Source organism: Spirosoma flavum, from assembly GCF_042686045.1.
GTDB classification, from domain to species: Bacteria; Bacteroidota; Bacteroidia; order Cytophagales; family Spirosomataceae; genus Spirosoma; species Spirosoma flavum.
The window spans coordinates 1,373,795-1,397,857 of sequence record NZ_JBHUOM010000002.1; the positions used below are offsets into that span (position 1 = coordinate 1,373,795).

28 protein-coding genes are annotated in these 24,063 nt (G+C 47.4%); 15 read left to right on the plus strand and 13 right to left on the minus strand.

Annotated features, from left to right (window positions below):
* Positions 1-421 precede the first annotated feature (421 nt).
* From ACFS25_RS11115 to ACFS25_RS11150, 8 genes are all read left to right on the plus strand, one after another.
* The gene (locus ACFS25_RS11115) at positions 422-748 is read left to right on the plus strand and encodes an ArsR/SmtB family transcription factor (RefSeq protein WP_381500000.1); all 327 of its coding nucleotides are present in this window, start codon (positions 422-424) and stop codon (positions 746-748) included.
* 255 nt (positions 749-1,003) lie between these two features.
* Positions 1,004-3,544 carry a YbcC family protein gene (locus tag ACFS25_RS11120; protein WP_381500003.1) on the plus strand — a complete coding sequence of 847 codons (2,541 nt, stop codon included), beginning with the start codon at positions 1,004-1,006 and terminating at the stop codon, positions 3,542-3,544.
* An 8-nt stretch (positions 3,545-3,552) separates the two neighbouring features.
* On the plus strand, positions 3,553-5,421 hold the full coding sequence (locus tag ACFS25_RS11125) for a proton-conducting transporter transmembrane domain-containing protein (protein ID WP_381500007.1): 1,869 nt from the start codon (positions 3,553-3,555) through the stop codon (positions 5,419-5,421).
* Between the two features lie 205 nt (positions 5,422-5,626).
* Positions 5,627-5,872, plus strand: coding sequence for an acyl carrier protein (locus ACFS25_RS11130; RefSeq protein ID WP_381500010.1), 246 nt, complete (start codon positions 5,627-5,629; stop codon positions 5,870-5,872).
* A 106-nt stretch (positions 5,873-5,978) separates the two neighbouring features.
* Positions 5,979-6,197, plus strand: coding sequence for a hypothetical protein (locus tag ACFS25_RS11135; RefSeq protein WP_381500013.1), 219 nt, complete (start codon positions 5,979-5,981; stop codon positions 6,195-6,197).
* Positions 6,198-7,199: 1,002 nt separating this feature from the next.
* Positions 7,200-7,481, plus strand: coding sequence for a hypothetical protein (locus ACFS25_RS11140; RefSeq protein ID WP_381500016.1), 282 nt, complete (start codon positions 7,200-7,202; stop codon positions 7,479-7,481).
* Between the two features lie 18 nt (positions 7,482-7,499).
* The gene (locus ACFS25_RS11145) at positions 7,500-7,637 is read left to right on the plus strand and encodes a hypothetical protein (RefSeq protein ID WP_381500018.1); all 138 of its coding nucleotides are present in this window, start codon (positions 7,500-7,502) and stop codon (positions 7,635-7,637) included.
* 77 nt (positions 7,638-7,714) lie between these two features.
* Positions 7,715-7,978 carry a hypothetical protein gene (locus tag ACFS25_RS11150; protein ID WP_381500021.1) on the plus strand — a complete coding sequence of 88 codons (264 nt, stop codon included), beginning with the start codon at positions 7,715-7,717 and terminating at the stop codon, positions 7,976-7,978.
* Here the strand turns inward: ACFS25_RS11150 and ACFS25_RS11155 are convergent.
* The 4 genes from ACFS25_RS11155 to ACFS25_RS11170 all read right to left on the minus strand — a co-directional run bounded on the left by ACFS25_RS11155 (position 7,975) and on the right by ACFS25_RS11170 (position 11,442).
* Positions 7,975-8,187 (minus strand): ATP-binding protein, encoded by a 213-nt coding sequence (locus tag ACFS25_RS11155; protein WP_381500024.1) that lies wholly within the window; start codon positions 8,185-8,187, stop codon positions 7,975-7,977. The genes ACFS25_RS11150 and ACFS25_RS11155 overlap by 4 nt on opposite strands.
* Before the next feature lie 254 nt (positions 8,188-8,441).
* Positions 8,442-9,677 carry an HAD-IC family P-type ATPase gene (locus ACFS25_RS11160; RefSeq protein WP_381500026.1) on the minus strand — a complete coding sequence of 412 codons (1,236 nt, stop codon included), beginning with the start codon at positions 9,675-9,677 and terminating at the stop codon, positions 8,442-8,444.
* On the minus strand, positions 9,565-11,112 hold the full coding sequence (locus ACFS25_RS11165) for a cation-translocating P-type ATPase (RefSeq protein WP_381500029.1): 1,548 nt from the start codon (positions 11,110-11,112) through the stop codon (positions 9,565-9,567). Before ACFS25_RS11165 ends, ACFS25_RS11160 begins: the two co-directional genes overlap by 113 nt.
* Before the next feature lie 57 nt (positions 11,113-11,169).
* The gene (locus ACFS25_RS11170) at positions 11,170-11,442 is read right to left on the minus strand and encodes a hypothetical protein (protein ID WP_381500032.1); all 273 of its coding nucleotides are present in this window, start codon (positions 11,440-11,442) and stop codon (positions 11,170-11,172) included.
* A 269-nt stretch (positions 11,443-11,711) separates the two neighbouring features.
* Here ACFS25_RS11170 and ACFS25_RS11175 point away from each other — a divergent pair, with 269 nt between their 5' ends.
* Positions 11,712-12,935 carry a GAF domain-containing sensor histidine kinase gene (locus tag ACFS25_RS11175; protein WP_381500035.1) on the plus strand — a complete coding sequence of 408 codons (1,224 nt, stop codon included), beginning with the start codon at positions 11,712-11,714 and terminating at the stop codon, positions 12,933-12,935.
* Between the two features lie 289 nt (positions 12,936-13,224).
* Positions 13,225-13,956 (plus strand): DUF4386 domain-containing protein, encoded by a 732-nt coding sequence (locus tag ACFS25_RS11180; protein ID WP_381500039.1) that lies wholly within the window; start codon positions 13,225-13,227, stop codon positions 13,954-13,956.
* A 181-nt stretch (positions 13,957-14,137) separates the two neighbouring features.
* On the opposite strand, the gene ACFS25_RS11185 is transcribed toward ACFS25_RS11180, so the two are convergent.
* Positions 14,138-14,290 carry a hypothetical protein gene (locus ACFS25_RS11185; protein WP_381500043.1) on the minus strand — a complete coding sequence of 51 codons (153 nt, stop codon included), beginning with the start codon at positions 14,288-14,290 and terminating at the stop codon, positions 14,138-14,140.
* 311 nt (positions 14,291-14,601) lie between these two features.
* Here ACFS25_RS11185 and ACFS25_RS11190 point away from each other — a divergent pair, with 311 nt between their 5' ends.
* The 3 genes from ACFS25_RS11190 to ACFS25_RS11200 are packed head-to-tail and all read left to right on the plus strand — an operon-like array spanning position 14,602 to position 15,608.
* Positions 14,602-14,874: an IS110 family transposase gene (locus ACFS25_RS11190; protein WP_381500046.1), complete on the plus strand. Its 273-nt coding sequence runs from the start codon at positions 14,602-14,604 to the stop codon at positions 14,872-14,874.
* Between the two features lies 1 nt (position 14,875).
* Positions 14,876-15,313, plus strand: a complete 438-nt coding sequence (locus ACFS25_RS11195) for a hypothetical protein (protein ID WP_381500048.1) — start codon at positions 14,876-14,878, stop codon at positions 15,311-15,313.
* Positions 15,246-15,608, plus strand: coding sequence for a transposase (locus tag ACFS25_RS11200; protein ID WP_381500051.1), 363 nt, complete (start codon positions 15,246-15,248; stop codon positions 15,606-15,608). Before ACFS25_RS11195 ends, ACFS25_RS11200 begins: the two co-directional genes overlap by 68 nt.
* Before the next feature lie 89 nt (positions 15,609-15,697).
* Here the strand turns inward: ACFS25_RS11200 and ACFS25_RS11205 are convergent, their stop codons facing one another.
* The 7 genes from ACFS25_RS11205 to ACFS25_RS11235 form a co-directional block, all read right to left on the minus strand.
* A complete protein-coding gene (locus ACFS25_RS11205; protein WP_381500054.1) occupies positions 15,698-17,038 on the minus strand; it encodes a lactonase family protein in 1,341 nt (446 codons plus the stop codon).
* A 260-nt stretch (positions 17,039-17,298) separates the two neighbouring features.
* Entirely contained in the window at positions 17,299-17,661 is a 363-nt protein-coding gene (locus tag ACFS25_RS11210; protein ID WP_381500057.1) for a VOC family protein, read from the minus strand.
* A gap of 284 nt (positions 17,662-17,945) precedes the next feature.
* Entirely contained in the window at positions 17,946-19,451 is a 1,506-nt protein-coding gene (locus ACFS25_RS11215) for a T9SS type A sorting domain-containing protein (RefSeq protein ID WP_381500060.1), read from the minus strand.
* 526 nt (positions 19,452-19,977) lie between these two features.
* Positions 19,978-20,202 (minus strand): hypothetical protein, encoded by a 225-nt coding sequence (locus tag ACFS25_RS11220; protein WP_381500063.1) that lies wholly within the window; start codon positions 20,200-20,202, stop codon positions 19,978-19,980.
* 618 nt (positions 20,203-20,820) lie between these two features.
* On the minus strand, positions 20,821-20,973 hold the full coding sequence (locus tag ACFS25_RS11225) for an IS3 family transposase (protein WP_381500066.1): 153 nt from the start codon (positions 20,971-20,973) through the stop codon (positions 20,821-20,823).
* Positions 20,954-21,268 (minus strand): transposase, encoded by a 315-nt coding sequence (locus ACFS25_RS11230; protein ID WP_381500872.1) that lies wholly within the window; start codon positions 21,266-21,268, stop codon positions 20,954-20,956. The genes ACFS25_RS11225 and ACFS25_RS11230 overlap by 20 nt, the downstream gene beginning before the upstream one ends.
* Complete coding sequence (locus tag ACFS25_RS11235; RefSeq protein WP_381500070.1) at positions 21,183-21,524, minus strand: IS3 family transposase; 342 nt, start codon at positions 21,522-21,524, stop codon at positions 21,183-21,185. The genes ACFS25_RS11230 and ACFS25_RS11235 overlap by 86 nt, the downstream gene beginning before the upstream one ends.
* A gap of 83 nt (positions 21,525-21,607) precedes the next feature.
* Here ACFS25_RS11235 and ACFS25_RS11240 point away from each other — a divergent pair, with 83 nt between their 5' ends.
* A complete protein-coding gene (locus tag ACFS25_RS11240; protein ID WP_381500073.1) occupies positions 21,608-21,958 on the plus strand; it encodes a transposase in 351 nt (116 codons plus the stop codon).
* Here the strand turns inward: ACFS25_RS11240 and ACFS25_RS11245 are convergent.
* Positions 21,955-22,383, minus strand: a complete 429-nt coding sequence (locus ACFS25_RS11245) for a hypothetical protein (protein ID WP_381500076.1) — start codon at positions 22,381-22,383, stop codon at positions 21,955-21,957. The two genes, ACFS25_RS11240 and ACFS25_RS11245, sit on opposite strands and share 4 nt — an antisense overlap.
* Positions 22,384-22,713: 330 nt before the next feature.
* Between ACFS25_RS11245 and ACFS25_RS11250 the strand changes: the two genes are divergently transcribed.
* The gene (locus ACFS25_RS11250; RefSeq protein WP_381500079.1) at positions 22,714-23,745 is read left to right on the plus strand and encodes a ligand-binding sensor domain-containing protein; all 1,032 of its coding nucleotides are present in this window, start codon (positions 22,714-22,716) and stop codon (positions 23,743-23,745) included.
* Positions 23,746-24,063 lie beyond the last annotated feature (318 nt).

Genomic DNA, 24,063 nt, shown 5'->3' on the forward strand with positions numbered 1-24,063 from the left:
AAACACGGGGTAAGCCCGATGGTGCTTTCCAGCCCCGACCAAAGAAACCAACGGGTCAGGGGTTACCGGAGCTGGTGGTACTCTTTCGAAGAGATGAAATCGGGTTAAGCTAGTCAATAAATCGGACTACTGTATGCCTGGCCAGCCTCATACTCACCCAATAGGGGAAATACTTTTAAATAGTCCCTGGGAAGTGGAGGGGTACTCCTACTCATTTTCCTTCTTGTCAAGGTGTACCAACGCTGATTCCCGCCTACGTTTAAATTCATCTATAATACCCGCTGATACCAATTTGCTCATTAACCATAGAAGCTAAACCAGCAACCTGATTCCCTATTTTATTAAATTCTAAATTGAAATTAACAAAAGTTTGTATATTTGAATATTATAATATTAGTAATATACAAATATTCAATGCCGTATGAATAGTCCGTTACATAGGTACAAAGCCGAATTCTTTAAAACGCTGGGGCATCCGCTCCGGCTGTCTATTTTGGATGCTCTCCGGCCGGGGGCCCTATCAGTCACCGAATTACAAGCCGTCACCAACGCTGACCAGTCCATGCTTTCCCAGCAACTAGCCAAGCTCCGCAATATGAATTTTGTCACCGCTCGCCGGGACGGAACAACGGTCTTTTACCATGTACACGATCAGGATGTCTATAAATTCTTGGATCTGGCACGGATGATCTATGGCCGTCAACTCAAACTATCTGAAGATATTTTATCCGAACTCAAGCAGGCGTAGCGAAAAATTGCCTGACTAAAAAAACGAATGGTGGTAAACCCGTAATGGCGTAAGCCCTCCCCCGACAGGGTTCGACTTGGACCTGATTTTATTGATAGAAGAGGGGCCTTGCCCCGTCGGGGGAGGGTTTCCTTGTTAAATCCCGTTAGCGTGAACGGTAGGTGACCTACGAACCAACAGCACCGGAATCATTTGCTGATTCATTAAAGACGCTAGCGAGTTCGTGTCCGAAAACGTATGTAAACCAAGTGATTTATGAATGGACAAGCTGCTTTTCTTGAAAATGAACCGAAGATACCGGGCACCAGGACAGCCCGTTCGACCTTCTCGGAGTCCGCCGTACTGCAGGAGTTAACACAATACCTGCCTGCGCAGGCACCCCTGAAAGACTTCGTCCACCATAATACCCTACATGGCTATCAGCATCAGCCATTTACGCAGGCAATCCAACGGGCCGCTGAGTTATTTGGCTACCGGGTTTCGTTCTCCTTGGAGGAGTTCCGGGACTTGTTTGCCGCCAAACGAATCTCAGAGACCGTACTGGATGCGCTGTTAACCGACCGGAAAGGGGTCTTTGAGCAGCCGATCTGGAAGGGTAAACTACTCACCAAAGTCTACCCTCCGCTGGCTTCCCCGCGTATCGGACGCCTTCGCGAGGAGTGGAAACATCACTACCACCTGGATCTGGACGCGCTGGTTCACCCGATCCTGTTCCGGTTGCTGTGCAGTTTTCTGGATCAGGGTATTGCCCTATCCGCGTTTCCTTACCGACATTTAGATTTTTTTGCGGCCATTCAGGCCCTGGAGCGTAGCAGTAGGGTGAGTTTATTCCGCTCAGACAGAGCCCGCCGATTAATTCAAACGGATTCGTGCTCGATAACCGACTTACTGGCCCTACTGGTTGGCCAGGAATCCCTCTATAAACAGTACCTCTTTGACCAGCAATTTGCGCATCCTGGCTGGTCGGGCATGGTGGCCGTTATCGACGCTGCACCTCAAACGTTACTTGACCCCAGACGTATCAGCCTTCAGGAATTGATCAGGCTGGAACTTCTCCTGGAGATTGATGCGCTGGACGCTCAATTCGGAACCCATTGGAAATCGTTGAGCCAGCTACGGATCGCCCGACCGGTCGATTTGTTCGCGCCCGTGGCCCCTTCTGAGCGTCGTGAGGTACTTTCGCTCTGGCAGCAGGCGTATGAATGGAGCTATTACGATCAGGTGCTGGCCGGTATTGGGGTAACCATACAGGAGCCCGCCGGGCCCGCCCCAAAAAGTTTCCAGGCGCTTTTCTGCCTGGATGATCGGGAATGTTCCCTGCGACGCTACTTGGAAACGCTGGATACGGGCTGCCAAACGTTCGGAACACCCGGATTCTTTAACGTTGAATTCTTCTTCCAGCCTCAGGGGGGCAGGTTCTATACTAAACTTTGCCCCCCTCCGGTTACGCCCCGCTACCTGATTAAAGAACTGGATGCGAGCGGGCATTATCAAACCAGTATTCATTTTAGGAAGGCTACCCAAACCTTACTACGGGGATTTCTCCTCACCCAGACGCTGGGGTTCTGGTCCGCCTTCCGGTTATTGCTGACCGTATTTCGACCAGGCGTGAGTCCGGCCATGGCCTCCTCTAACCGGCATATGCACCAGGCCTCCCACCTGACGGTAGAAAACACGAGTTTCGTTAAGGAAGATGGCCTTCAGGTGGGGTTTACCATTGACGAAATGGTCCAACGGGTGGAAGGCCTGTTGACCGGCATTGGCCTGGTGGCCGAATTTGCGCCTATCGTGTACGTCATTGGTCACGGGGCCAGCAGCGTGAATAATCCTTACTATGCTGCTTACGACTGCGGGGCGTGTGCAGGCCACCCGGGATCGGTCAATGCCCGGGTCATCTGTCAGATGGCCAACGATCCCCGGGTACGCGACCGGTTACGCGCTAAGGGGGTAGCTATTCCGGCCGAAACCCAGTTTCTGGGCGGTTTGCACGATACGACCCGTGACGATATTTCCTTTTATGATGAAGCCCTACTGTCTCCGGCCAATACGGTACGCCATCAGCAGCACCAGGCGCTTTTCGAGCGGGCCCTGGACCAGAATGCCCAGGAACGTTCCCGACGCTTTGAATCCATCGACAGCCGCCTGAGCGCGGCAACGATCCACGCTAAAATCCGCCGAAGGTCAGTATCCTTGTTTGAACCACGGCCCGAACTCAATCATGCGACCAATGCCGTCTGCCTGATTGGCCGGCGGGCCCTGTCAAAGAATCTATTCCTGGATCGCCGATCCTTTCTAAACTCGTACGATTACCGGCTTGATCCACTGGGACACTACCTAACCCGTATCATCCAGGCCGCAGCGCCCGTTTGCGGAGGCATCAACCTGGAGTATTTATTTTCCCGGGTCGATACCCAGAAACTGGGGGCGGGTAGTAAGCTCCCGCATAACGTTATGGGCCTGCTGGGGGTAGCCAATGGCTTTGATGGGGACCTGCGCGCTGGCCTGCCCACCCAGATGACGGAAGCCCACGATCCTCTTCGGCTCCTGATGGTTATTGAACAAACGCCCGAGGTGGTTTTAGCCGCCATCCAACGATCACCCCAAACCTATGAATGGTTCGCCAATGAATGGATTCATTTAGTGGTGATCGATCCACACACGCAGGCCTTCAGCGTTTTTAACGCGGGCCGATTCAACCCCTATCAACCCCGGCAGAAGACGGTAGAGATCATATCGGACTTGCCGGGGTTGATGGCCACCGATCAGGAAAATTTCCCCGTGTATCTGCTCTCCTAACCCGCTTCATGGAAATCCTACTCCCCTTATTCGTATTGATACCCCTGGTGGGATTGCTGCTCGGCGTGTCGATACCCGGCTCGAAAGAAACCGGGATTGCCTGGGCGGCCATCGCTACGATTGGTTCTCACCTGCTCTTTTTAGTGATTTTTCTGGCCTACTGGGTTTATCAACACCAACCGGCACTCGACCTGAAGAGCGTCGAATTGGTCGGTACCCCGGAGTACCGGTTTTTTCTGGATTTTTATTTTGATTCGATTACCGCCGTTTACCTAGTTGTCGGCGCGTTTCTCACCGGGCTGGTTGTCATGTACAGCCGGTATTATCTGCACCGGGAACGCGGCTTCAAGCGTTTTTTTTCGACGACACTTTTCTTCTACCTGGGCTACACGCTGACGGTGGTCGCGGGGAATCTGGAGACGATGTTTATCGGCTGGGAAATCCTGGGCCTATCCTCCTTTCTGCTGATTGCCTTCTACCGGGGCCGGTATCTACCCGTGAAAAATGCCGTTAAAGTATTTTCCATTTACCGTCTTGCCGATGTAGGCTTGTTACTGGCCATGTGGATGAGCCACCATTTATGGCATGAAACGATCACGTTTGCCCGCCTGAACAATTACCAAGTGGTACATGCTCAGCTTCAGGCCCATAGCTGGATTGGGGTGTTCATCTCCGGGATGATCCTGCTGTCGGCCTGCGCCAAGTCAGCCCAACTACCTTTTTCGTCCTGGTTACCTAGGGCTATGGAAGGCCCCACCCCGTCAAGCGCCATTTTTTACGGATCGCTTTCGGTCCATATTGGGGTTTTTCTGTTGCTGCGGACAGCTCCGTTCTGGGAGCACCAGGTATCGGTTCGCCTGCTGATTGGGGGGGTGGGGTTACTGACCAGTATCGTGACAACGGGCATTGCCCGGGTACAGTCATCGGTCAAGAGTCAGATCGCCTATGCCTCTATCGCCCAGATTGGGCTGATCTTTATCGAAGTAGCCGCTGGTTTACACACCCTGGCCCTTTTTCATTTCGCCGGCAATGCGTTTCTACGGACCTACCAGCTGCTGATCTCGCCCTCCATCGTCACCTATTTAATTCAGGAACAGTTCTACGCGGGTAAGCCTGCTCCTCACGTCTATACCCGTGTATTACCTAAACGGCTGGCCGATACGTTGTATGTGCTTAACCTGACCGAATGGAATCTGGACGCCTTCCTAAACCGGATGCTGTGGCAGCCCGTCAAATGGCTTGGCCGCCATCTTGATTTTCTCTCGCCGAATTGGGTATTTGGTCTGGGTCTACCAGTCTACGGCCTCGGTTTAGTGGGTGCCTACCACCAGGCCAGTCTCTCACTGGCAATCCGACAGTACCTACCCATCAGCTTTTCGCTCATCGGTCTGGTGCTGGTGCTGCGTTCATTCACCAAGCGAAAGAATGTTTTTCTAAGCTGGCTGCTAATTGTGTTGAATCACTTCTGGATTGCCTTAGCTATAACCTTTAATGAGTCGGTTGAATTTGGTCAGGTTCATCTCTATCTGAGCGGCATTGTAATCGCTGGCCTGTGGGGCTACGCCTGCCTGTACCGGTTGCAATCAACCGAGGGCCCGCTGGATCTGAACCATTATTCGGGCTACTCCTACCCCCATCCAAGGCTGGCATTCGGCTTTTTATTGTGTTGTCTGGGTCTGGCTGGATTTCCCATTTCGCCTACCTTTATTGGTGAAGAGTTGATTTTTAGTCATATTCACCAGCATCAGCTGTTACTGGCTTTTTTAATTGCCCTAAGTTTCATCCTGAATGGACTATCCATCATCCGCATTTACGCCCGGATCTTTCTGGGCCCCTGGCCTGACGCCCCGTTCGGTACGGCCAACCGGTCGGCCTGAGCAGTGTCGATTCATCCGTGACCCCATCGCTGGCCAGGCACGGACGGATCATGCGAATTACCATTAGTTCTCCCAAATTTACGCCTATCCCCTTCGTCGACGCACCCAGCTTAGCGAAATATAGGTTCTATTAACGAGTCCCACCCTGTGACGAAACTCCCGCTTTCACGTAGTCAGTCAACTTACCTAACCGGTCAAATAAAGTATGGAAATTACCTATCAACGGCTCACCCGTCTGGTTCTGGCCCAAGGAATTGTTCGATCTTCAGCCTTACAGCCAACGGCTGACTTGCGTCAGGATTTAGCCTACCGACCCTCTGATATTGCTGAATTAGTCATTTTAGCGGAGCGGGAACTCAAGCTAACCATTCCTGCCGAAGATTACCATCGATTTACCACACTCTATGAGTCCAGTAAATACATTAAAGAAAAACTCCAGGAACCCGGCTGAAATACGGCCAGGCTACAAATTTAGGCTGGTCTCTTTCTGCGCATCTCAAGCTAGTTACGGCAGGTGTCGGGCGCATCGGTCTTAGAGGCTATTGACATTGAATACGATGAAATTCATTCCTGTTTTCCCGGCTGTGTCGTTGCTACAACGTCAACAACAGTTTAGCCTATTACTCCCTCACTTACGGCTGGAACGCACCGTGGGTAAATATTCATCGGCCCTAACCGCAACCCAGGAAATTGCTTTCTATCCAGTGCAGGGTTACTATTTTTCTAACGAAGCGACTATGCGTAGTGCAAAGCTGGAAACAGCGGTTCAGGCCTAGTTTGGCATTACCATACGCATTAGTCGATGGACGGGATTTGGGCTGGCACGGCACCGATGACACGCACCAGTGGACGTAGGGTCAAGTAGCTTTGAACGATCAGATAAGTAGTGGGCAGTATTTTATCTAAAGTATACAGTGGGGTTAAGCGAAATAGTTCAGGTAACGGCAACTGAAACAGTCCGTTACTCAATTTATGTGCTACTATACTCCCTTAACTAAAAACGCTGGGTCTTTACTGTAGTTCCCAAAACGAGGTCATCTTCTCATCAGATGGTTGGTATCTATTCATTGATTATCGTTTAACCGACTTTTAATGGAAGGTGTTATCAACAACACGGACAAAACGGTGGAAATCAAGATTGTCACCGCCTTCATCAAGATCATACTTCTTTCGTGAAAAGCAATCGAAAAAATAGACTAGCAGACCGATTGATAAGCCTGTCACCATCCCAGTAAACCAGCTTTTCGAACGAGAACTGTTTTTTTTATGGTTATCTGATTCGTATTTAAACGTCGAGCTTACTACCGATGCTCGCATCTACTATAAGTTCATTCCTGTCAGCTTGAAAAGTCGTTTGGCCGGGAGAACACGGCTTCCAGCCAAAATTGTCAATTCAAATAAACAGAAGATGAAGCTGCTTTTTGACGGTCGTATAGTTCTCAGTGTATGCTTCCAGACAAAGCAGAATGTTCCCGCCAATACGGTGAAATCGGTTAGTAGTACGTCGACGTCTTCACGGTCTCTTCATGTTGGGTGACTATCTTCGAATCAAAATCGTTCGTTTGTTAGCTGGAATTACCTTTTTCATATGTCTAACGGCAACGATACCGTTTGGTATCTTTCAATTGATAATCGAGCTCACTTCTTAAGTTATACCCGTGGAACGTATCAGGAAAGATTATTTTTTAACTCTACCAAAAGCAACTAATCAGGGGAATCGGGCAACCGATAAGCCTTCAGCATACTCAACTCATTTTCAGCCTAAGCCCTTTTCAACTATGGGACTCACAGTCATTGGCGTATTCAGTAATACCTCTAAAGCGAAGCAGGCAATCGAAGCATTAATCCAGGTAGGTCTGCTGCGAAGTAACATCGAACTTTCTGTCCAGGCGGGTACGCCAATCAGGGAAGACATTCTCATTCCAGATCAGCCGACAAACCCAAATAGTCTACCATCCGAAAAACTGGTTGAGGACAGTGAACTTACAGGTAGTCAGAGCAGCAACTTCATTACTTCGCTGCTTGGCTATGATCAGAACGAAACTGATATGTTAACCTGAATCGCAGATTTTGGCTCGGTGGTTACGGTTCATGCCCTAACAGACGATGAAACCAGACAGGCAACCGACATGCTGACCGCCCAGGGCGCGGTTGACGTTAATGAACGCATCGGCACCTACCATTTAGGCCATGCGTCGAAAGGAGCGTTGTCATGAGCTTACAATCCTCATTTTCCGGAATTAACACAGGGACTACACAGTAACCAGAATTTATTTTTTAGTCAACAAACAATATGGAAAGCAAAGACAGGGAAGACATACTGCGAGCAAAGAAAGCCATTTCACCCAATGGATTGGAAGATCAGTCAGCGGAGGGCAATAGCGTGATTGGGGGCGAATTGCCATCCGATGGTATACTCACGGAGGATCTTCCTATTGATGCCCTGGAAGACAAGTATATGGATGGGCCGGATGAGCCGGGCCAAAACGTAAGGATCATGCACCTCAATCGAAATCCCAACAGTAAACCGGATATCGACAAACCGACCTATCGCTAAGGAGTGACATATAAACGGGGCAAATGCCCTGAAAGGGTTGCGTTGCAAACACGTACGGCACGGACAGTTAGTCCCGAGTTGGTGAAAAATGGCTGAAAAATCTTGGCATTCGCTGTATCGGGAATACCCATGCCATTGTCTTTTACGCGGATTTCGATTACTCCGCTGAATCCCTTTCCCAGCCAGTAGGACTGGGTTACTGATTGCACCCTTTCAGGGCTACAGTGGGGGAGGAATCGGTTGGTGACGTTAACTGTAGGCTTGTAATCGGCGGGGAGCGTTTTCTGATTTTGCTACACAGTGTTATTCCGTTAAATCCAATTAACGCCAACCTATATTATCGGTTCGTTATTCTTCTCGGCCAATAGATTTTCCGTTGTTCATAGAATTTGTATGTGTTGTGTTGGTAAAGCCTTTGGCGGCTCCTGTTACTGAATGAAGTCATCTGAAGTGGATCGTACCTTTAGGGTTGATAACGCCGACAGAACCAATGTTTCAACCATTCCGCCGACAGAACATAACTTATGACAACGCCAATGATAACCCCATATAGAGAAAGAGGCATTGGCGTGAAACCAAATAACCGTTCCAGAGGACCAACAGGCAGCAGCAGGACAATCAGTACGATGAGCGCTGTTGTTAATAGCAACCACTTTCCCGGACGGCTCCGATAAAAAACCTGCCGGGTCCGAACGACCAAAACGATCATAGAGGCCGACATGACCGATTCAATAAACCAGCTCGTTTGAAATAGGGATTCGTTGGCCTTAAATACCCAAAGCAACAGGCCGAACATCAAATTATCGAATACCGAACTCAGCAAGCCAAACGTCATCATAAACCGTCGGATAAAGGTCATACCCCATTTGGCGGGTTTTTCAATGGCTGTCGAATCGACATTGTCCGAGGCAATGGTCATTTCCGGTAAATCGGTGCGCAAATTGGTTAGCAGAATCTGCACCGGTAATAGCGGTAGAAAGGGCAGAAAAATAGACGCACCCGCCATGCTGAACATATTACCGAAGTTGGCGCTGGTGGCCATAAAAATGTACTTCATGGTGTTGGTGAACGTCCGGCGACCTTCGCGAACCCCGTCAATCAGTACATTCAAATCCTGTTTCAACAAGACAATATCGGCTGACTCTTTGGCCACGTTCACGGCCGACTCGACCGAAATACCCACATCGGCGGCATGAAGCGCACTGGCATCGTTGATTCCATCGCCCATGTACCCAACGACGTAACCGGAATTTTTCAGCGCTAGTATGATGACCTCCTTCTGAATCGGCTCAATTTCGGCGAAAATATGCGTCGTCGAGACTTTGTGGCGCAGAGCCTCCACACTTAGATGCCGCAGGCTGGAGCCGGTTAGTACGCCCGGCGTTTCAATGCCAATGGTATGCGCTACCGCCTTTGCCACCAGCACATTATCGCCAGTGATCATCTTGATCTGGATACCCAGTTTCTGAAGCGTCGCCAGCGTTTCCTGGATACCTTCTTTGGGTGAATCAAACAAACTGATAAACCCCAGAAAGGTCATGTCCACTTCGTCCGTTTTGTCGATAATACGCTTGCCATTCGTATTTTTAGTGGCCAGCCCCAGCGTTCGAAAGCTCTTTGTACTCAGTTCCTGAAACGTTTGCTGAATAGCTTCCCGGTGATCGGCCAGTGGGGCGGGTGTAGTCCCGCCGGTATCCACATATTGACAAACCTCTAGGATGTTTTGCAGGGGCCCCCTTGGTCACCATTATTAGTTGGCTATTTATTTCGGTTAAAATCGTAAGCCGTTTTCGGATGAAATCGTAGGGAATCTCATCGATTCGCGGATAGGCAGAAATATCGTCAGGCACGAAGGCGAGAATAGCCACATCGATTGGATTATGAAATCCTTGCTGCAACTGGGCATTAATCTTGGACAGCAGTCCGGCGCGGGAGGACAGTTGCCCATTAACATTGATAATTCGGTCCACTTTAACCGTGCCTTCGGTGAGAGTTCCGGTTTTGTCGGAGCAGAGAACATTCATGCTGCCCAGGTTTTCAATTGACGATAATCGTTTGACAATCACCTGTTGCGTGGCCATTCGGCTGGCTCCTTTGGCCAGATTGATGCTGATGATGGCGGGCAAAAGCTGGGGTGTTAAACCGACAGCAATGGCCAGTGAAAACAGGAAGGCATCCAGCACCGGTTTATGCAAAAAGACATTGATGGCAAAAATCAGGATAACCAGTACTAGGGGTATCTCCATGAGCAGGTAGCCAAACCGCTGAATGCCGTGCTCAAAGTCGGTTTCGGGCGGAGCCGTGTTAATGCGTTCGGCAATATGCCCCAGCTCGGTATGCAGACCCGTGTGAACCACAACTGCCGTTCCGCTACCGCTAACCACACTGGAACCCATGAACAAGGTATTTTGGCGTTTGGCCAGGGGGGTGGCCGCATCCTGAACACCGGGAAGTTTATCGACGGGAAAGGTTTCGCCCGTTAACGTGGCCTCATTAACGAACAATTCATTGGACGATAACAAGTAGCAATCAGCGGGTACTAAATCGCCGGAGCGCAGCATGAGGACATCCCCCGGCACCAATTGTTCATCAGGCTCCCGTTCTTTCCCATCCCGCCGGGTGGTTGTTTTGGCCACCACAATGGATTGCAATTGTTGCATGGCATGCGACGCGCTTTGCTCTTGCCAGAAACCGAGCAATCCACTGATGAGAATGATAACCAGAATGATACTGCCATCGGTGAAGTCACTCAGAAAAAAGGATAGTGTGGCAGCCCCGATCAGAATGAGTGAGATCGGACTTTTAAACTGACTAAAAAACAAGCCCAGCCCCGATAGTTTATGTTGGGGCTTAATTTGATTAAGCCCGGCTATTCGCTGGATTTTCCTCGCGGCTTCGTGGCTTAATCCTGTTTCGAGGGTATGTAGTTGAGTCAATACATCAGAAGCGGGTAAAGCCCAGAAGGTCGATAAGCCATCCGTAGCCGGATTAGAAAGTAGGGGGTCTGTCATGGCTTGCAGCTGCTTTACTTTATACAAATTCCTGACGCCGGGTAAGAGCGCGACGAACAGCAGGGCAATAGCTAGAAACATATAGCCGGTATGCAGCCAGCCAACGGCCTGGAGAAACATCATTTCAACCTGTAGCCAGATGATAAGCGCGAACGCTATATAAATGCTATACGTCCAGGCCTAGTATATATCCGGGTAAAGATTGAGCCGATCGGCCACCGTGCTGAACGGCTTTTTCAGCAGGGCGAATACCAGCAGACAGGGAGCTAATCCGAGCACGATAAACAAGATTATTCCCGGAATCAAAAAATCAGGGAACGGCGATTGATCCAGCATTGACTGCGGCATCCCGAATTGCTGGCCGGACGGAGAAATTATCAAGACAGCCCCACCAAAAAACGCACCTACGCCGAGGAACGCGAGTAAAATTAGCAGGGTATTTCGGGGCGCCATCCTTTCGGCAAACGGCCCCTAGTTCACTATACTGATAACAAGATACGAGTAGGACAAACTTATTTGAGCATCACTGATAGTCAGGTGATAAGTAATACACATATTTATTTACCATAACTTAATGAATATTATATTATGCTTACATTTGGTTACCTTAATTGTATATATTGACTAGAAAACTCAATTTAACGTTATCACCCCTCATGAGGTGTCTACGGATAGCTAAAAGTGACCATACATAACACGCCCAAAAAACTATTATAACATAAATGAACAACAGCTACCCGATTCCCGAAGACGAATTTCAACGAGTTGTTGACCTGGCCGACTTCGACCTGGATTATTCAGTGCTCCAGGACAAATTGAAAGATCTTACTACACTGGCGGCCAAAGTTACCGGGACAGAAATTTCATTAATCAACCTTATTGATTCCTATACGCAGTGGACCATTACCAATCACGGGCTGGATTTGACTTCTATGCCGCGTGAAAACTCCGTCTGTCAATATACCATTCTGGAGCCTGACAATTTTGAGGTGAAAGACTTACAGCTCGATGAACGATTTGCCAAACAACTGTATGTAACTGATGACCCCCATTTACGCTACTACTTTGGCATACCCCTGAAATCGAGCAAGGGCAACCATATTGGCGCACTTTGTGTACTCGATACGAAGACAAAAGCGCTTGACGCGGAGAAAATTGAACTTTTACAGATCATTGCGGCTGAAGTCGTTAGCCGTCTATATACCATTCGGGAGATCCAGTACTTAAAGCGACAGGCATTCGAAGTGAATGAATCCCGGAAAAGGGTAGCCCATGACATCCGAGGGCCTTTAGGTGGGATTATCACCATGGCTCAACTGGTTACCAACAGCGGGGCTAGTATTAAGCTTAACGAGATACTGGAATTTATTCAGCTAATTCAAATGAGTAGTAAATCGCTACTCGAATTGGCGGATGAAATTCTGGTTAACGATGACAAGTGGAAGCACGAAAACGAGATTTCCTATAAAACAGACGTTTTTCATCAAGTCAAATTGAAGGACACGCTGGAAAAACTATACATGCCCCAGGCACTAGCGAAAGGAGTCCATTTCGTTGTTTCGACTGATGCGTCCACTGAATTGATTCCATTTTCTCGCAATAAAGTGGTGCAGATTGCGGGTAATTTGATTTCCAATGCCATCAAGTTTACCCCAGGAGAAGGAAGCGTTTGGGTCAACACCAAGTTAACCATTGAGGGCGCACACAATATTCTCAATCTTACTGTCCAGGATTCTGGCATGGGTATGACGAGCGAAAAAGTAGCTGCTATATTAAATGGCCAGGGCCGTTCGAGTAATGGGACAGCCGGGGAGTCAGGCTATGGCTTTGGGCTCCCCCTGGTAAAACATCTGGTCGACACGCTGAACGGACAATTGAGTGTTACCTCAGCCCCCGGGCATGGAACTTGCTTTGAGGTAAGCTTAAGGCAGCCAAAAACCAGTTGACGCTTCTTAGGTAACGAGACCGAAATGGTGAAAAAGACCCGTTTATTTTATACGCTGGCCTTTTTCAAGATGAGTCACGCTGACCACTCACTCTACTACATGACTGTTTTTGAAGACCAGCGGGACGGGGGACGGTCTCGCTGAGCTTAACAGACAACAAAATTAAAACCCTCTCATCACTGCCTCAGACCGTGTGTAACTTCTTTTTAATTAAGTAAGTATTATTTAGCTAGTATCGATGCCTGCTCAAGCTGTTTCACGGCTCACTTTTCCGGTTTGAGCTTACCCGATGACCGATCGTTCAACTCAAATGCCACTGGCCACCGTTGCCCTTATCGCTGGCATTAGCTTGCTCATCATGGTGATAGCAGCCCCCTTTGCTGAATTGTTCGTCCTCCCGAAACTGGTGGTGGCCCAAAACCCAGCCCAAACCGCCAAAAACATTATGGCCAATCAGCCCCTGTTTGTCGCGGCTATTGGTGCCTATCTAATCACGTTTATTGGGGATTTAATGGTCACTTGGGCTTTGTACCTGCTGCTGAAGCCAGTTAATGAAAACCTTTCCCTACTAACGGCCTGGTTTCGATTAATTTTTGCGGTGATTGCTTTAGTGGCCCTGCTCAATCTGCTCACCGTTTTCCGCCTGTTAATGACGACCGATTACACAGCGGTATTTGAACCCAAACAGCTTTATGCGCAGGCCACACTTTGTCTGAATGCCTTTAGAAGTGGTTTCCATTTTGGCATTATATTTTTTGCCATCCATCTGGTCTTAGTAGGTTATTTAGTGATTAAGGCCAGCTACATTCCCAATGTGTTAGGTGTCCTATTAATTATTACAGGGTTAGGTTATCTGTTGACTAGCCTAAGGCCCTATCTATTCCCTACTGCTAACCTAGATTTTGTCCAATACACCTATTACGGGGAATTGATTTTTATGGGCTGGTTACTCATTAAAGGGTCGAGACTTAGACAAGTGGACACCCAGAATTCACTAAAAAATGAGGTAAGTTCGGTTTAAATAGATTATACTTTTTATGCTTGACTAAGGTACAGTTTTCCGACTGGTTTTTGGGTTATTTCCTTTTACACAATGGTAGTCATTTAATACGTCTAAAATTAATGCAAAAATCTTTTTCTGGTAAACGAGCTGATTAATTAAATTTTACTGAGATTTAAGGAAATTGGTTTTTATAAGCCACCTAAATTAGTAGCTGCCTTATAACACTTAAAAAAATTAAAGCAGCAGCAGCGTAATCAGGTTCTACAAGGGATAGCCAGTAAAAACTTAATAAAATGACCAATGCTATTTGTGCTGAAATGACACGCCAGAAAATAGCTTGGTTGATTTTCATATAGCTAATTAGTAACCTTTGAGGGTTATTGTACAACTAACTTTATAGTACGTTTGAATTGGTTTGCAAAATACTCGTAAAAGCAGTTCTTTAACTGTGATTTGAGCCACCAGTGCAGGCAAGTCCGAAATTTTATTAGCTAAACCTGCATAACATGTTCCGACTCTCACTGGTGAATTTTTAAGCCTGGACAGTTCAACCGGGTCGCCGGTGCGATGGTTAACGCCGTGTCTGCTATGTTAGGGTCAAAAAATTCAAGGCTTCGATTCCCTGTTTTCCCTTTCTTTTCCCCTTTGTAAACGCTTCTTCTCATGACAACTTACATTGGTATCGATGTCTCTAAAGATAGCCTATCCGTGGCTATCCCAACACCTAATGCGGGTTGGAAAGTAAATGACTTTGCTAATTCGCCTGATGGTATTCGCTCCCTTTTGAACCAGCTCCCTGATCAGGCTCATTGTGTGCTTGAAGCTACCGGCTCTTATTCAGTCTTGGCAACTTATATGCTCAGCCAAGCCAAGGTGACAATCTCAGTCATTAATCCTAAGCAGACCGGGCCGCCGGTGCGGCCATCACTTTGCTAAAATGCACTTGTCGGTAACCAAGACTGATCCACGCGATGCAGTGCTGTTGGCTGAATATGGAAGAACTATCCAACCAGCTGTTTATCAGATGGATAATCAGAACTTATTATTGCTTAGACAAAAAAGAACGTTGCTTCGTCAGTACCAAAAACAACGGGTAGCACTGCTTAATTTATCCGAATCATTTCAACCCTTACCGTTGAAAGATGCCACCGTTCAGCAGAGTTTACAGCAGATGATTGCCCATTTTCAGTCGGCCATTGCTCAATTAAAGATGGAAATCAATCAAGTTTGCCAACAGGATTTCGCCGATCAGTATCAACGATTAACTTCTATCAAAGGGATCTCTCGTACCATAGCCACTGCCTTAATTGAAACCACCGCACGGGCGGCCCCGAAATGGCTTCCAGGATTTTCACTCTGCGAAAGCACTGGCTAAGTTTATCGGTGTTGCTCCTATTATCTATCAGTCAGGAAAAGTAGGTATAACTCGAGGAATCAACCGATCAGGTGATGCCCATTTACGAGGCCTGCTCTATATGGCTTCATGGTCCGCTATGCGTCACAATAAACCTTGTAAGGAGTGTTATCAACGTTTGAAGGCCGCTGGTAAAGCTTCCAAAGTAGCCTTAATTGCTGTCGTTAATAAGCTCCTCAGACAGGCTTTCGCAGTGGTCAAATTCAACGAAGACTTTAATCCGAATTATCAGCCAATTTTACGCTCGCTTGCTTGACTTTTAACACAGTTCATGTTGTGAAAATAAATCTAGAAATAACAGTGCCTATGTAACTTTGCAATTTCTTTGATTAATGCAAAATATTGTCAGCGAACAATGACCATCGAGTGCACACCGCGCGTGACGGGGATAGAATAGCCCGTTTTGACTAACTCAATTCGTTTTGGGTTAAAATAATCACCCGTGAGCCGCCAGAAGTCAATCGAGCCGCCCGGCTTTCGGCCATCAAAATGGTCAAAGGTGGCCACGGCCAGATACCGGCCCGAATTGTCAAACACGACCGACTCGGGTAAGATACCATCGAACGAATACTCGCCAACCCGATCCAAAAAACCCGACTCCGGATCCAGATGCAACAGCGTCAACGAAGCATAAAAGCCTTGTTTGGCATTATCAAAGGGCTGGGTGCTTTGTTCCAAATTGGTCGTCACAATCCACGTCCCATCGGGACTCATGGTCAGTCCTTCGGGAAGCACACCCGCTAGCGCCCGCGACACAATCTGATGTCTGGGCGAACCGTCCTTAGCCGTATCGACGGCCAGTCCGACCGCCGTGACCGAACCCCGCACCGATCCCGGATACATGGCATTGACAACCACAAAACGGCCATTGGGTGTATATTGCGCTTTGAAGGGATCTGGATCGACCCCTACTGAGTTACCCCAGGGGGTCAAACGGAATGTATTGCGCTGGTAGGTAAACGTGAAAAAAGAAAGCGTTGATTTGGTGGCGTTCAACAAAACCAGTTCATCTCGACTAGGGTGGAACACCAGTCCATTTAAGACATCCCCACTTACATAACCGGGAATATCGGGTAGCGATAAATCAACCAATTTACCCTTGTCGAATCGGTAAATAGCTAAGGGAGACCGGTTGGTATCCTGGGGCCGGTAGGTGATAGCTACCAGCGAGCCATCATTATTAAATAGGACGGACAAGGGCCGTTCGGGTCCATCAATTTGCTGAATTTGTTTGGGGTGATCAGGGTCTAAAAGATCAATGACGTTAACAACTTTGCCTGGCGGTAAGTCATTGAAGAGTGGATCGGATTTGCCTACGGGACGGGTCCCCCGTGTCTCGATGACAACGGCATACCGACCGTCAGGCGAAACGGCTACCGATGAGGGTGGTCCCGTAACGGAGTTGCTGGCTCCAATCTCAACGGCCTTTAGCTGCCCCACTGGTTTATTGAGTTGGATAATAGACAAGGCATCCTGACCTTGGGTAGGGCCAAGATGGCCGTCTAAATAAGCCGAAGCGATCATATCGGCATCAGACACCGCCACAAGGTAACGGCCTCTAAAGCCGAAATTCGCGCCTGTAAGCGGTATTTGGCTATTGACTCTAGTTGATAAGCTAAGAAACAAGATGACGAATAGCGTCCACTGATAGCCAATGAGTTTTAGGCACTTGACCTGTCTTATCATTACTTTCTTTTTTTATTATATAGATGACCTCATGTAAAGCTAAATGATAACAAATGAGTTGTATAATCGCTTAACTACCTATCAGAGAGGGTCTAGGGATTCTCTTATGGTGTGGATAGAACGGGGCCGCCCGTACGGCGGAAAGCAGACTGACAGTGTTAGTCTGCTTTTTTGTTGTTTAATCGAGATTATGTTAATAAAATAAAACGAGAACAAGCATTTTAAAATTTTAAGCCGTTTACTCGAATTTGTTATAAACTTTACATCTGACTTAAACACAGTACTTCAATTAATAGACCGCCCGGAGCCTGAAAATAGAAGGTCCAAGAATTATGAGAACTGTGGGGAGACTCTACCTCAAAGCCGTCATCTCTCAATCGCTGATTAATCCCATTGACCTCCTCGGGAGAACCTTGGATGAAGCCAATATGAAACTCCGGGGGATAGTTTACTTCGGTTACTTTGTTAAAGTTGCTCAGTGTAAGTACTAAGCCGTTTTCGTCTCGTAGCACCGTTAGTACAGGACTGCCCTTGGTGAGAGGTTGGAAGCCAAAATAAGTTTGCAGAAACTGCTGGGTCTGTATCACATCGCTAACGGCGAGATTCAAGTGATTAAGTTTCATAGAATTCGAGTCAGATCGGGTCATGCTCTATAAAAGTACCCCCTTACTCTTAACGCCAGAGGGTGTAGATACGACAATAAAAGAGAGATTTGTAATCTATTTTGCTGTTGTATAAGTGCGAATTAAGTTAAGTTGATTGATAAAAACGGCTTTTTGAGTAGTAGCTGCGTTTTAATTAGTCTTTGTTCTCACGGCTGTACTAACGATTACCTGTTAGCTCACATCGATTTATTCGTTTCAAAACTTTTATTAGATACCCAACTCGTAAGAGCATCCTATTTTGCTCATTGCTTTACAATCCGCTTCACCGTTTGACGGTTGCCAACCCGGATTAGCAAGAAGTAACTTCCGGTGGCATAATTATCCAAAGCTAGGACGCAAGCCTCCTTTGGGCTGGTATGTCTTAGTAGGGATCGACCCGTCAAATCCATCAGTTCTAACAGGGCTGGTTGCTGAGCAGATATCCCGCTAACCTTCACTGTTAGCCGAGCTGATACTGGATTAGGATATACCTGGCTATGTGCCCCAAGCCAGGCATCATCCAAGCCCAATAAGGGATTGATCCGGACCATGATAGGAGTCCGCTCACTTTCGCAGGTGCCTACCTTCTGAGCTACATAGTACGTAAACTCTCCGCTCTGCTTAGTCGCCGGTTGGGGAGCGGTGGCAGAGCCAGTACCGCTGGTTGCCTGGGTGTCATACCAGACCAAAGTGGCTGAGCTATCAATTGTTGAAGCAGTTAAGGGGGCTGAGAGCTGCCCTTGGTAATATTCGATCAAGCCAGTGGGGGCAATAGGTTTAGGCGGTGTTGGATTAACGATTATATTTAAATAGGTGAACGTTAGGTAATTCTGATTGGCACAGCCTTTGCGGGGATCAATGGGCACTAAGTTCAAGACGTAACCCCTAAGGCCTGGTGTGCTGGTATCGGGAATGGGCGGGATTAGGGTAGTAGGATTAGCGGATTGAAAACCGCCTACCGCATAAGTGACTTGAAAATTCTCGGGGGGCGGTCTGTGCCCGTTAACATTGAGGGGGTACGCCTGCTCGCCTTGGCAATAAGTCACTTGGCCGAATATGGGGGCGTTGGGTAATGGATTGAGCGGGCCTGGACCACCACCGGCTTTCCAGATAATTCGTAATTTAGCGGCTACCGGTTCACTTTCACAGCCATCAATGGATTGGGTTATTGAATAGGTATGTTCATAGACAGGGTATACATACGTCGGCGACGTTAAGCTAATCTTGTTGAGCTGAAAATAGCCACTCTGCCTATCGGGCACATAGTCACCATTCGATTGTTTGACAACATATGGGAATTCTGCGTAATCCCTAAACTGGTTCCATTGATCATTAAAATGCAAGCGCGGAGTGGCTCCTGCTACTAGCTTAAAATTCAAGTAAGCGTAGAGACCAGCCATGGATGATTGATTGGTTGACATACAATCCACGGTCAGCGAGTCCACCAGTGGTACAGGCGGCTTGGCTTCTCTTCCTCGAATATATAATTGGGTCGAGCTCGGTATGCCAATCACATCGGGATTTGTTGCTTTAATGCGAACCGAATACAAGCGGTTCGGCGCTATATCCGCGGGAATCGTAGCGGTAATAGGTACCCCAGAAGTGACGTAGGGTCCCTTCGATGGAATATCTTTATAGTCCCCCCCGTCCGATACCTGCACCGTCAGAACGGTATTGGTCAAATTGCCTATACTGTTAGACGAAAACGGAACGGTGAATGAAGAGCCTGGGCAGATGGCCGTAATAGCCAGTGGCTGGGTAGTTAGCATTGATTGACAGAAGGCGAGCGGGGTCCAAAAAGTCAGCAGGCAAACGAGTCCCAGAGATGAAAAAGGATGGTTCATGAGTGATTTAGCATTGACGGCATCCCTATATAGTTTATACAAGGATTTGGTAAGTCAACCCAGTCATAAATAGTTTATCAACCTATCTATCCATTGGCTGTTTTATAGTCTAACGGTAGAGTAGTTCAGAAGCCGTTTTTAGAGGTATTTCACTTGCCATTGACGAGTCCAATCTATGGATATTCCCTTGACATGAACTGTAGCTGTCGCGAAAGGCGATACGGCTCTAGACTGACTTATTAAACAGCCACTTTTCAGCCACTTATTGAGTCGTAATTGGCGCGCAGTTCATGCCCATTTACCCAGTATATGCTTTTGCAACAGCCACATCAGTTATACAACAACCCTTCGGGAAGTACAAACCAACTGTAAATCAGAAAGTTGTGTATTTTTCAAACCCGTTATACAGGAGTTTGTTAAGAAACTTTTCCGAGAAGTGAACCCGAATAGATTACGTCCCGGCGGGTCGTTGCAACACGACCAATAGGCCAGTGGTAAGGTTATAGGACACATCGGATTTACTGAGCATGTGAGCCGCAGCCAGAAATTCTTCTGGTGTATTCACCGGTAATCTAAAGGGAGTAGCATGTTTTGTTGTGGTGATAACGATACGCCAAGAGTCTGCGTGATTAGGATTGACATCCCATTCTAATGAATAATCAACAACTTTTTCCATTAATATTCAGCGTGAAATTGGAGTGAATTCAAAGACTTGAAATAGCTAAAATTCAATTAACTGGCAACTGTTCACAAAGGTTATGACTACGGTCAGTTAATGAGACGCGTGACGAAAAAATACAATTAATAACCATGCCTAAATGATGATAGATATTGCACTTTTTAAAAAAATTATATAACTACCGTGGCTATTGCAAAAGTCGATTCCGGTTACGAATCGCTCGATTAAATGGTAGTTTTTAGCCAATTAGCGGCCAGAGATTAATTGATAAACCACACTCCCTTTACTCATTACAGACTTTTGCAACAGCCACTGGCAATATGTTAAACTGGTAAGTTTATTTAGCTATGCAATAGCCAATAGCTAGTTGGGCCGTAAATGAACCGTGCAAGCGGCTGCTTGGCTTGTTGGTGTTGACTTGAAGACCCGCCGAAAGATCGTAATAAAAACGCTTAGGAGGTAATTGCCGTTGAATGCCCCACAAGAACCGGACATTAACTGGAATTGCAATAGTATACTGAAGGATTATATTAAGCCGCCATTGAGCTGTTGAAAAAATAAGATTCGCACTGAAGAGGGGTCTGGTAATCGAGCGTAGATTGTTTCCGCCGACGGTTATACCGCACGGGCGGCCCCGCAGCCCTCGATGTATTCAAACGTGGCCAACTTAGCCTTGTGGCGTATTTCAAAATTAATGTGATTGACCATCTCACATTTCAGCGTTTTGAAAAAGCTCTCAGCCACGGCATTATCCCAATGGTCCGCCACCGCGGCAATTACCCTTTCGACTCATACTTTGTAAGACGGGTAAGTCATTAAATTGATCCCGAAACTCAATGCAGGCGTATTGCACCCCTCGATCTGAGTGGAAAAGTAGTTCGCCATCTAGCGGCCTATTTTTAAGGGCCATTTGCCAAGCCGCAATACTGGTATCAACTGCTTTCAAAGTGTCACTTAAGGCCCAGCCAACCACCTTTCTATCGGCTAAATCTAAAATAGCAGTCAGGTACAACCAACCTTCGCCAGTTCGGATATAGCGGGGCGGCCCGTGCCGTAATGTCAGACACCCACTTTTGACAAGGCTTTACGGCTGAAAACTCCCTGTTTAACAGATTGTTAGCTATTGGGTAATCGTGTTTTGAGTCTGTGGTCTGCACCCGATACTTTTTATACATAATGCTCTTGATATTCGCTTTATGCATCAGTCGAGCTACTCGATTTCGGGAAGCCTTTACTCCCAATGCATTAAGGTCATTGGCAATGCGCGGACTACCATAACGAGATTGACTGCTATCATAAACGTGCTGGATTTGAGTCAATAGCTGTTTTTCCTTAGAGCGTGTTGGGGAATCTCAAAAAGCTGGTAGTCAGGTCAACTTTGTAGCGACCAAGCAACAAAAGCATGACCTCTCAGTGGCAACCACTGACCGACTACCAGTGGGCAGCAATTTCGCCTTTTTTCAATCTAAAACGCAAGCGTAAGCACGATTTACGCCAGATTATGGACGCCATCTTGTGGCTGCTTCGTACCGGTTGTCACGGGGCCGCCCGCGCGGTGGCGAAACCTACCGCCTTGCTGGCCGCACTGGCAAGCGATCTACTACTACCGCACCGGCGGCCCGGTTTGACCAGTGGAAAAAAGCCGACCTTTTTGAAAGCATCAATGCAGCACTTAACCAATTGGACCGTCAACAGACAGGACGTATGCCCCTGCCTTCCGCATTGTGCATTGACTCACAGTCTGTTAAGCTAGCTCCTATGATCTGCGAGTTTCGGGGCAACGATGCTCACAAACTCGTCAATGCGGGGCCGCCCGTGCGGCCGTAAGCGCACTTTTGTAGTCGATACGCAGGGGCGGTTGTGGGTGGCCGATGTGGATGCCGCCAACCGAGCTGATGGGACCCTGGCGGTGCCGTTAGTGGTGGGCATCTTGTGGCGGGTTGGCGAGCGGCTGGAAAAAGTCTTTGGAGACCAAGCGGCATCGGCCGTCCGACTACAATGGTGTTTTCGCGGCTGAATTAGCCCGGTGGAGTATCGACTTTGCGAAAGCATCCCGTCCTGAATCAGCGCGTGGTTTTGTGCCCGTCGCCAAGCGCTAGGTCGTTGAGCGGAGCATTGCCTGGACCAATGGCTCCGGCCACCCGGTTCTTTCGTCGGGTGATCAAAGATTACGAGCACACAGTATCTTCTTCGGTGGCTTGGCTCTATTTAGCCAACAGTCAACTTATGTTGCAACGGATAGAGGCTTACAACCAAACATGATTTCCCAACATGCTCCTAAACCTAGCCAACCGCATTCCTGACGCGGATCTATGAACGCTCTTTTATCTCAAGAAGGAGCATTTTTGCGAGACAGTTGTAGAGGCAGCAGGATGCAATTACTAAAGGGTAGAAATCCACAGCAGCTAGTAAAAACTGCTTTTACATTCCGTTAACATTCTTTTACAAACCCCAAAAAAACCTCAGCACAAAGATTTGTAGGTTTGGTGAAATCCTTAAAAAAACAGAATGACCAAACTCGTGCCCGTATGTGCTTTATTGATGTCTGTTTTTTGTACTTCCTGTGGACAGAACCAAACAGAAGAAAAAAAGAACATCATCAACTCCGAAAACAAAGGTATAATTACCCCTTACGGGCCTAACCGGATCACCCGAAATATCATACAAGATAGAAAGGGCAACATTTGGATGGCCGCATTTGATGGTATTTTTAAATACGATGGAAAGTCTTTTACCAACGTTATAAGTGAAGTGAGTTCGGCCCGTTTTTTTTCTGTTTTAGAAGATAGAAAAGGCAACCTGTGGTTCGGCTCTATCGGTTCAGGTGTTTACTGTTACGATGGGAGATCTTTTGAAAATTTCACAACCGAGGAGGGACTTCTTAATAATGAAGTTACAAGCATTTATGAAGATAAAAAAGGCAACATCTGGTTCGGTGTTTCCGGAGGAGCAAGTTGGTACGATGGGAAATCTTTCCGGAATTATATTACAGATGGGAATGCCGTGAATGAGGACCGGACAGGGAAAACTTCTCCGAAGAGACAACTCAGTGGTGTAGGTCCTATCATTGAAGACAGAAAGGGCGGATTTTGGTTTGGTGCAGGTGGTGTGTTTCGATACGATGGAAGATCCTTTACCGCTTTCACCCATAATGGCAAACCTTTTAAGAATGTGCGTTCGATCATCGAAGATAAAAAAGGCAATATTTGGCTGGGGGGAGCTGACGGCCTTTGGCGTTATGATGGCAGTGCAATTACTAATTTCAACCAGAGGTTTATTGGTCGCATCATGGAGGACAAAGACGGCAATATTTGGACCAGTTCAGGAAAGAATAGTAACTTAGGTTGGGCACTTTCCCGGTACGACGGAAAGTCTTTGTCTAATGAAAAGCCAACGGTGACCATAGTTGCCAATAAACCAATGACCTTCGGGATCTTAGAAGATGACAAAGGAAGTATTTGGTTCGGCTCATTCGATGGAGTGCATCGTTATGATGGAAAGACCATCACGGACTTTAAACGTAAAGAGGTAAAGAAATAAGGTGTATGCTGTCGCTTCAAACGCCCATTTTAAGAAGCACATACATGAAAACTCTTTCGTCTCAAGTAGGAGGAATTTGCGAGAATCCTTATCCATTGTTGTGTAATCGGACTTGAAATAAGAGTGTCTAAAGCTAGACACTCCTTTCTTTTAGTCGAGCTGAACCGAGTTTAATCAATTGTTTTTATCTTCTTGACCAAGTTGGAAGGCAAGCAAAAGTTGATACCCCTCTGTTGCTGTCGATTAACCAACAAACCGATTGCCTCTGTACTACTTAGACCGATCGCTTCTCTAGATTGGTTTACGCTCCTCTTCGCC

Excerpts from the sequence above, each read along its gene's own strand:
- ACFS25_RS11115 (WP_381500000.1), top strand. The coding sequence starts at position 422 with ATGAATAGTCCGTTACATAGGTACAAAGCCGAATTCTTTAAAACGCTG.
- ACFS25_RS11120 (WP_381500003.1), top strand. The coding sequence starts at position 1,004 with ATGAATGGACAAGCTGCTTTTCTTGAAAATGAACCGAAGATACCGGGC.
- ACFS25_RS11125 (WP_381500007.1), top strand. The coding sequence starts at position 3,553 with ATGGAAATCCTACTCCCCTTATTCGTATTGATACCCCTGGTGGGATTG.
- ACFS25_RS11130 (WP_381500010.1), top strand. The coding sequence starts at position 5,627 with ATGGAAATTACCTATCAACGGCTCACCCGTCTGGTTCTGGCCCAAGGA.
- ACFS25_RS11135 (WP_381500013.1), top strand. The coding sequence starts at position 5,979 with ATGAAATTCATTCCTGTTTTCCCGGCTGTGTCGTTGCTACAACGTCAA.
- ACFS25_RS11140 (WP_381500016.1), top strand. The coding sequence starts at position 7,200 with ATGGGACTCACAGTCATTGGCGTATTCAGTAATACCTCTAAAGCGAAG.
- ACFS25_RS11150 (WP_381500021.1), top strand. The coding sequence starts at position 7,715 with ATGGAAAGCAAAGACAGGGAAGACATACTGCGAGCAAAGAAAGCCATT.
- ACFS25_RS11165 (WP_381500029.1), bottom strand. The coding sequence starts at position 11,112 with ATGATGTTTCTCCAGGCCGTTGGCTGGCTGCATACCGGCTATATGTTT.
- ACFS25_RS11170 (WP_381500032.1), bottom strand. The coding sequence starts at position 11,442 with ATGGCGCCCCGAAATACCCTGCTAATTTTACTCGCGTTCCTCGGCGTA.
- ACFS25_RS11175 (WP_381500035.1), top strand. The coding sequence starts at position 11,712 with ATGAACAACAGCTACCCGATTCCCGAAGACGAATTTCAACGAGTTGTT.
- ACFS25_RS11180 (WP_381500039.1), top strand. The coding sequence starts at position 13,225 with ATGACCGATCGTTCAACTCAAATGCCACTGGCCACCGTTGCCCTTATC.
- ACFS25_RS11185 (WP_381500043.1), bottom strand. The coding sequence starts at position 14,290 with ATGAAAATCAACCAAGCTATTTTCTGGCGTGTCATTTCAGCACAAATA.
- ACFS25_RS11190 (WP_381500046.1), top strand. The coding sequence starts at position 14,602 with ATGACAACTTACATTGGTATCGATGTCTCTAAAGATAGCCTATCCGTG.
- ACFS25_RS11195 (WP_381500048.1), top strand. The coding sequence starts at position 14,876 with ATGCACTTGTCGGTAACCAAGACTGATCCACGCGATGCAGTGCTGTTG.
- ACFS25_RS11205 (WP_381500054.1), bottom strand. The coding sequence starts at position 17,038 with ATGATAAGACAGGTCAAGTGCCTAAAACTCATTGGCTATCAGTGGACG.
- ACFS25_RS11210 (WP_381500057.1), bottom strand. The coding sequence starts at position 17,661 with ATGAAACTTAATCACTTGAATCTCGCCGTTAGCGATGTGATACAGACC.
- ACFS25_RS11215 (WP_381500060.1), bottom strand. The coding sequence starts at position 19,451 with ATGCTAACTACCCAGCCACTGGCTATTACGGCCATCTGCCCAGGCTCT.
- ACFS25_RS11220 (WP_381500063.1), bottom strand. The coding sequence starts at position 20,202 with ATGGAAAAAGTTGTTGATTATTCATTAGAATGGGATGTCAATCCTAAT.
- ACFS25_RS11240 (WP_381500073.1), top strand. The coding sequence starts at position 21,608 with ATGACCTCTCAGTGGCAACCACTGACCGACTACCAGTGGGCAGCAATT.
- ACFS25_RS11250 (WP_381500079.1), top strand. The coding sequence starts at position 22,714 with ATGACCAAACTCGTGCCCGTATGTGCTTTATTGATGTCTGTTTTTTGT.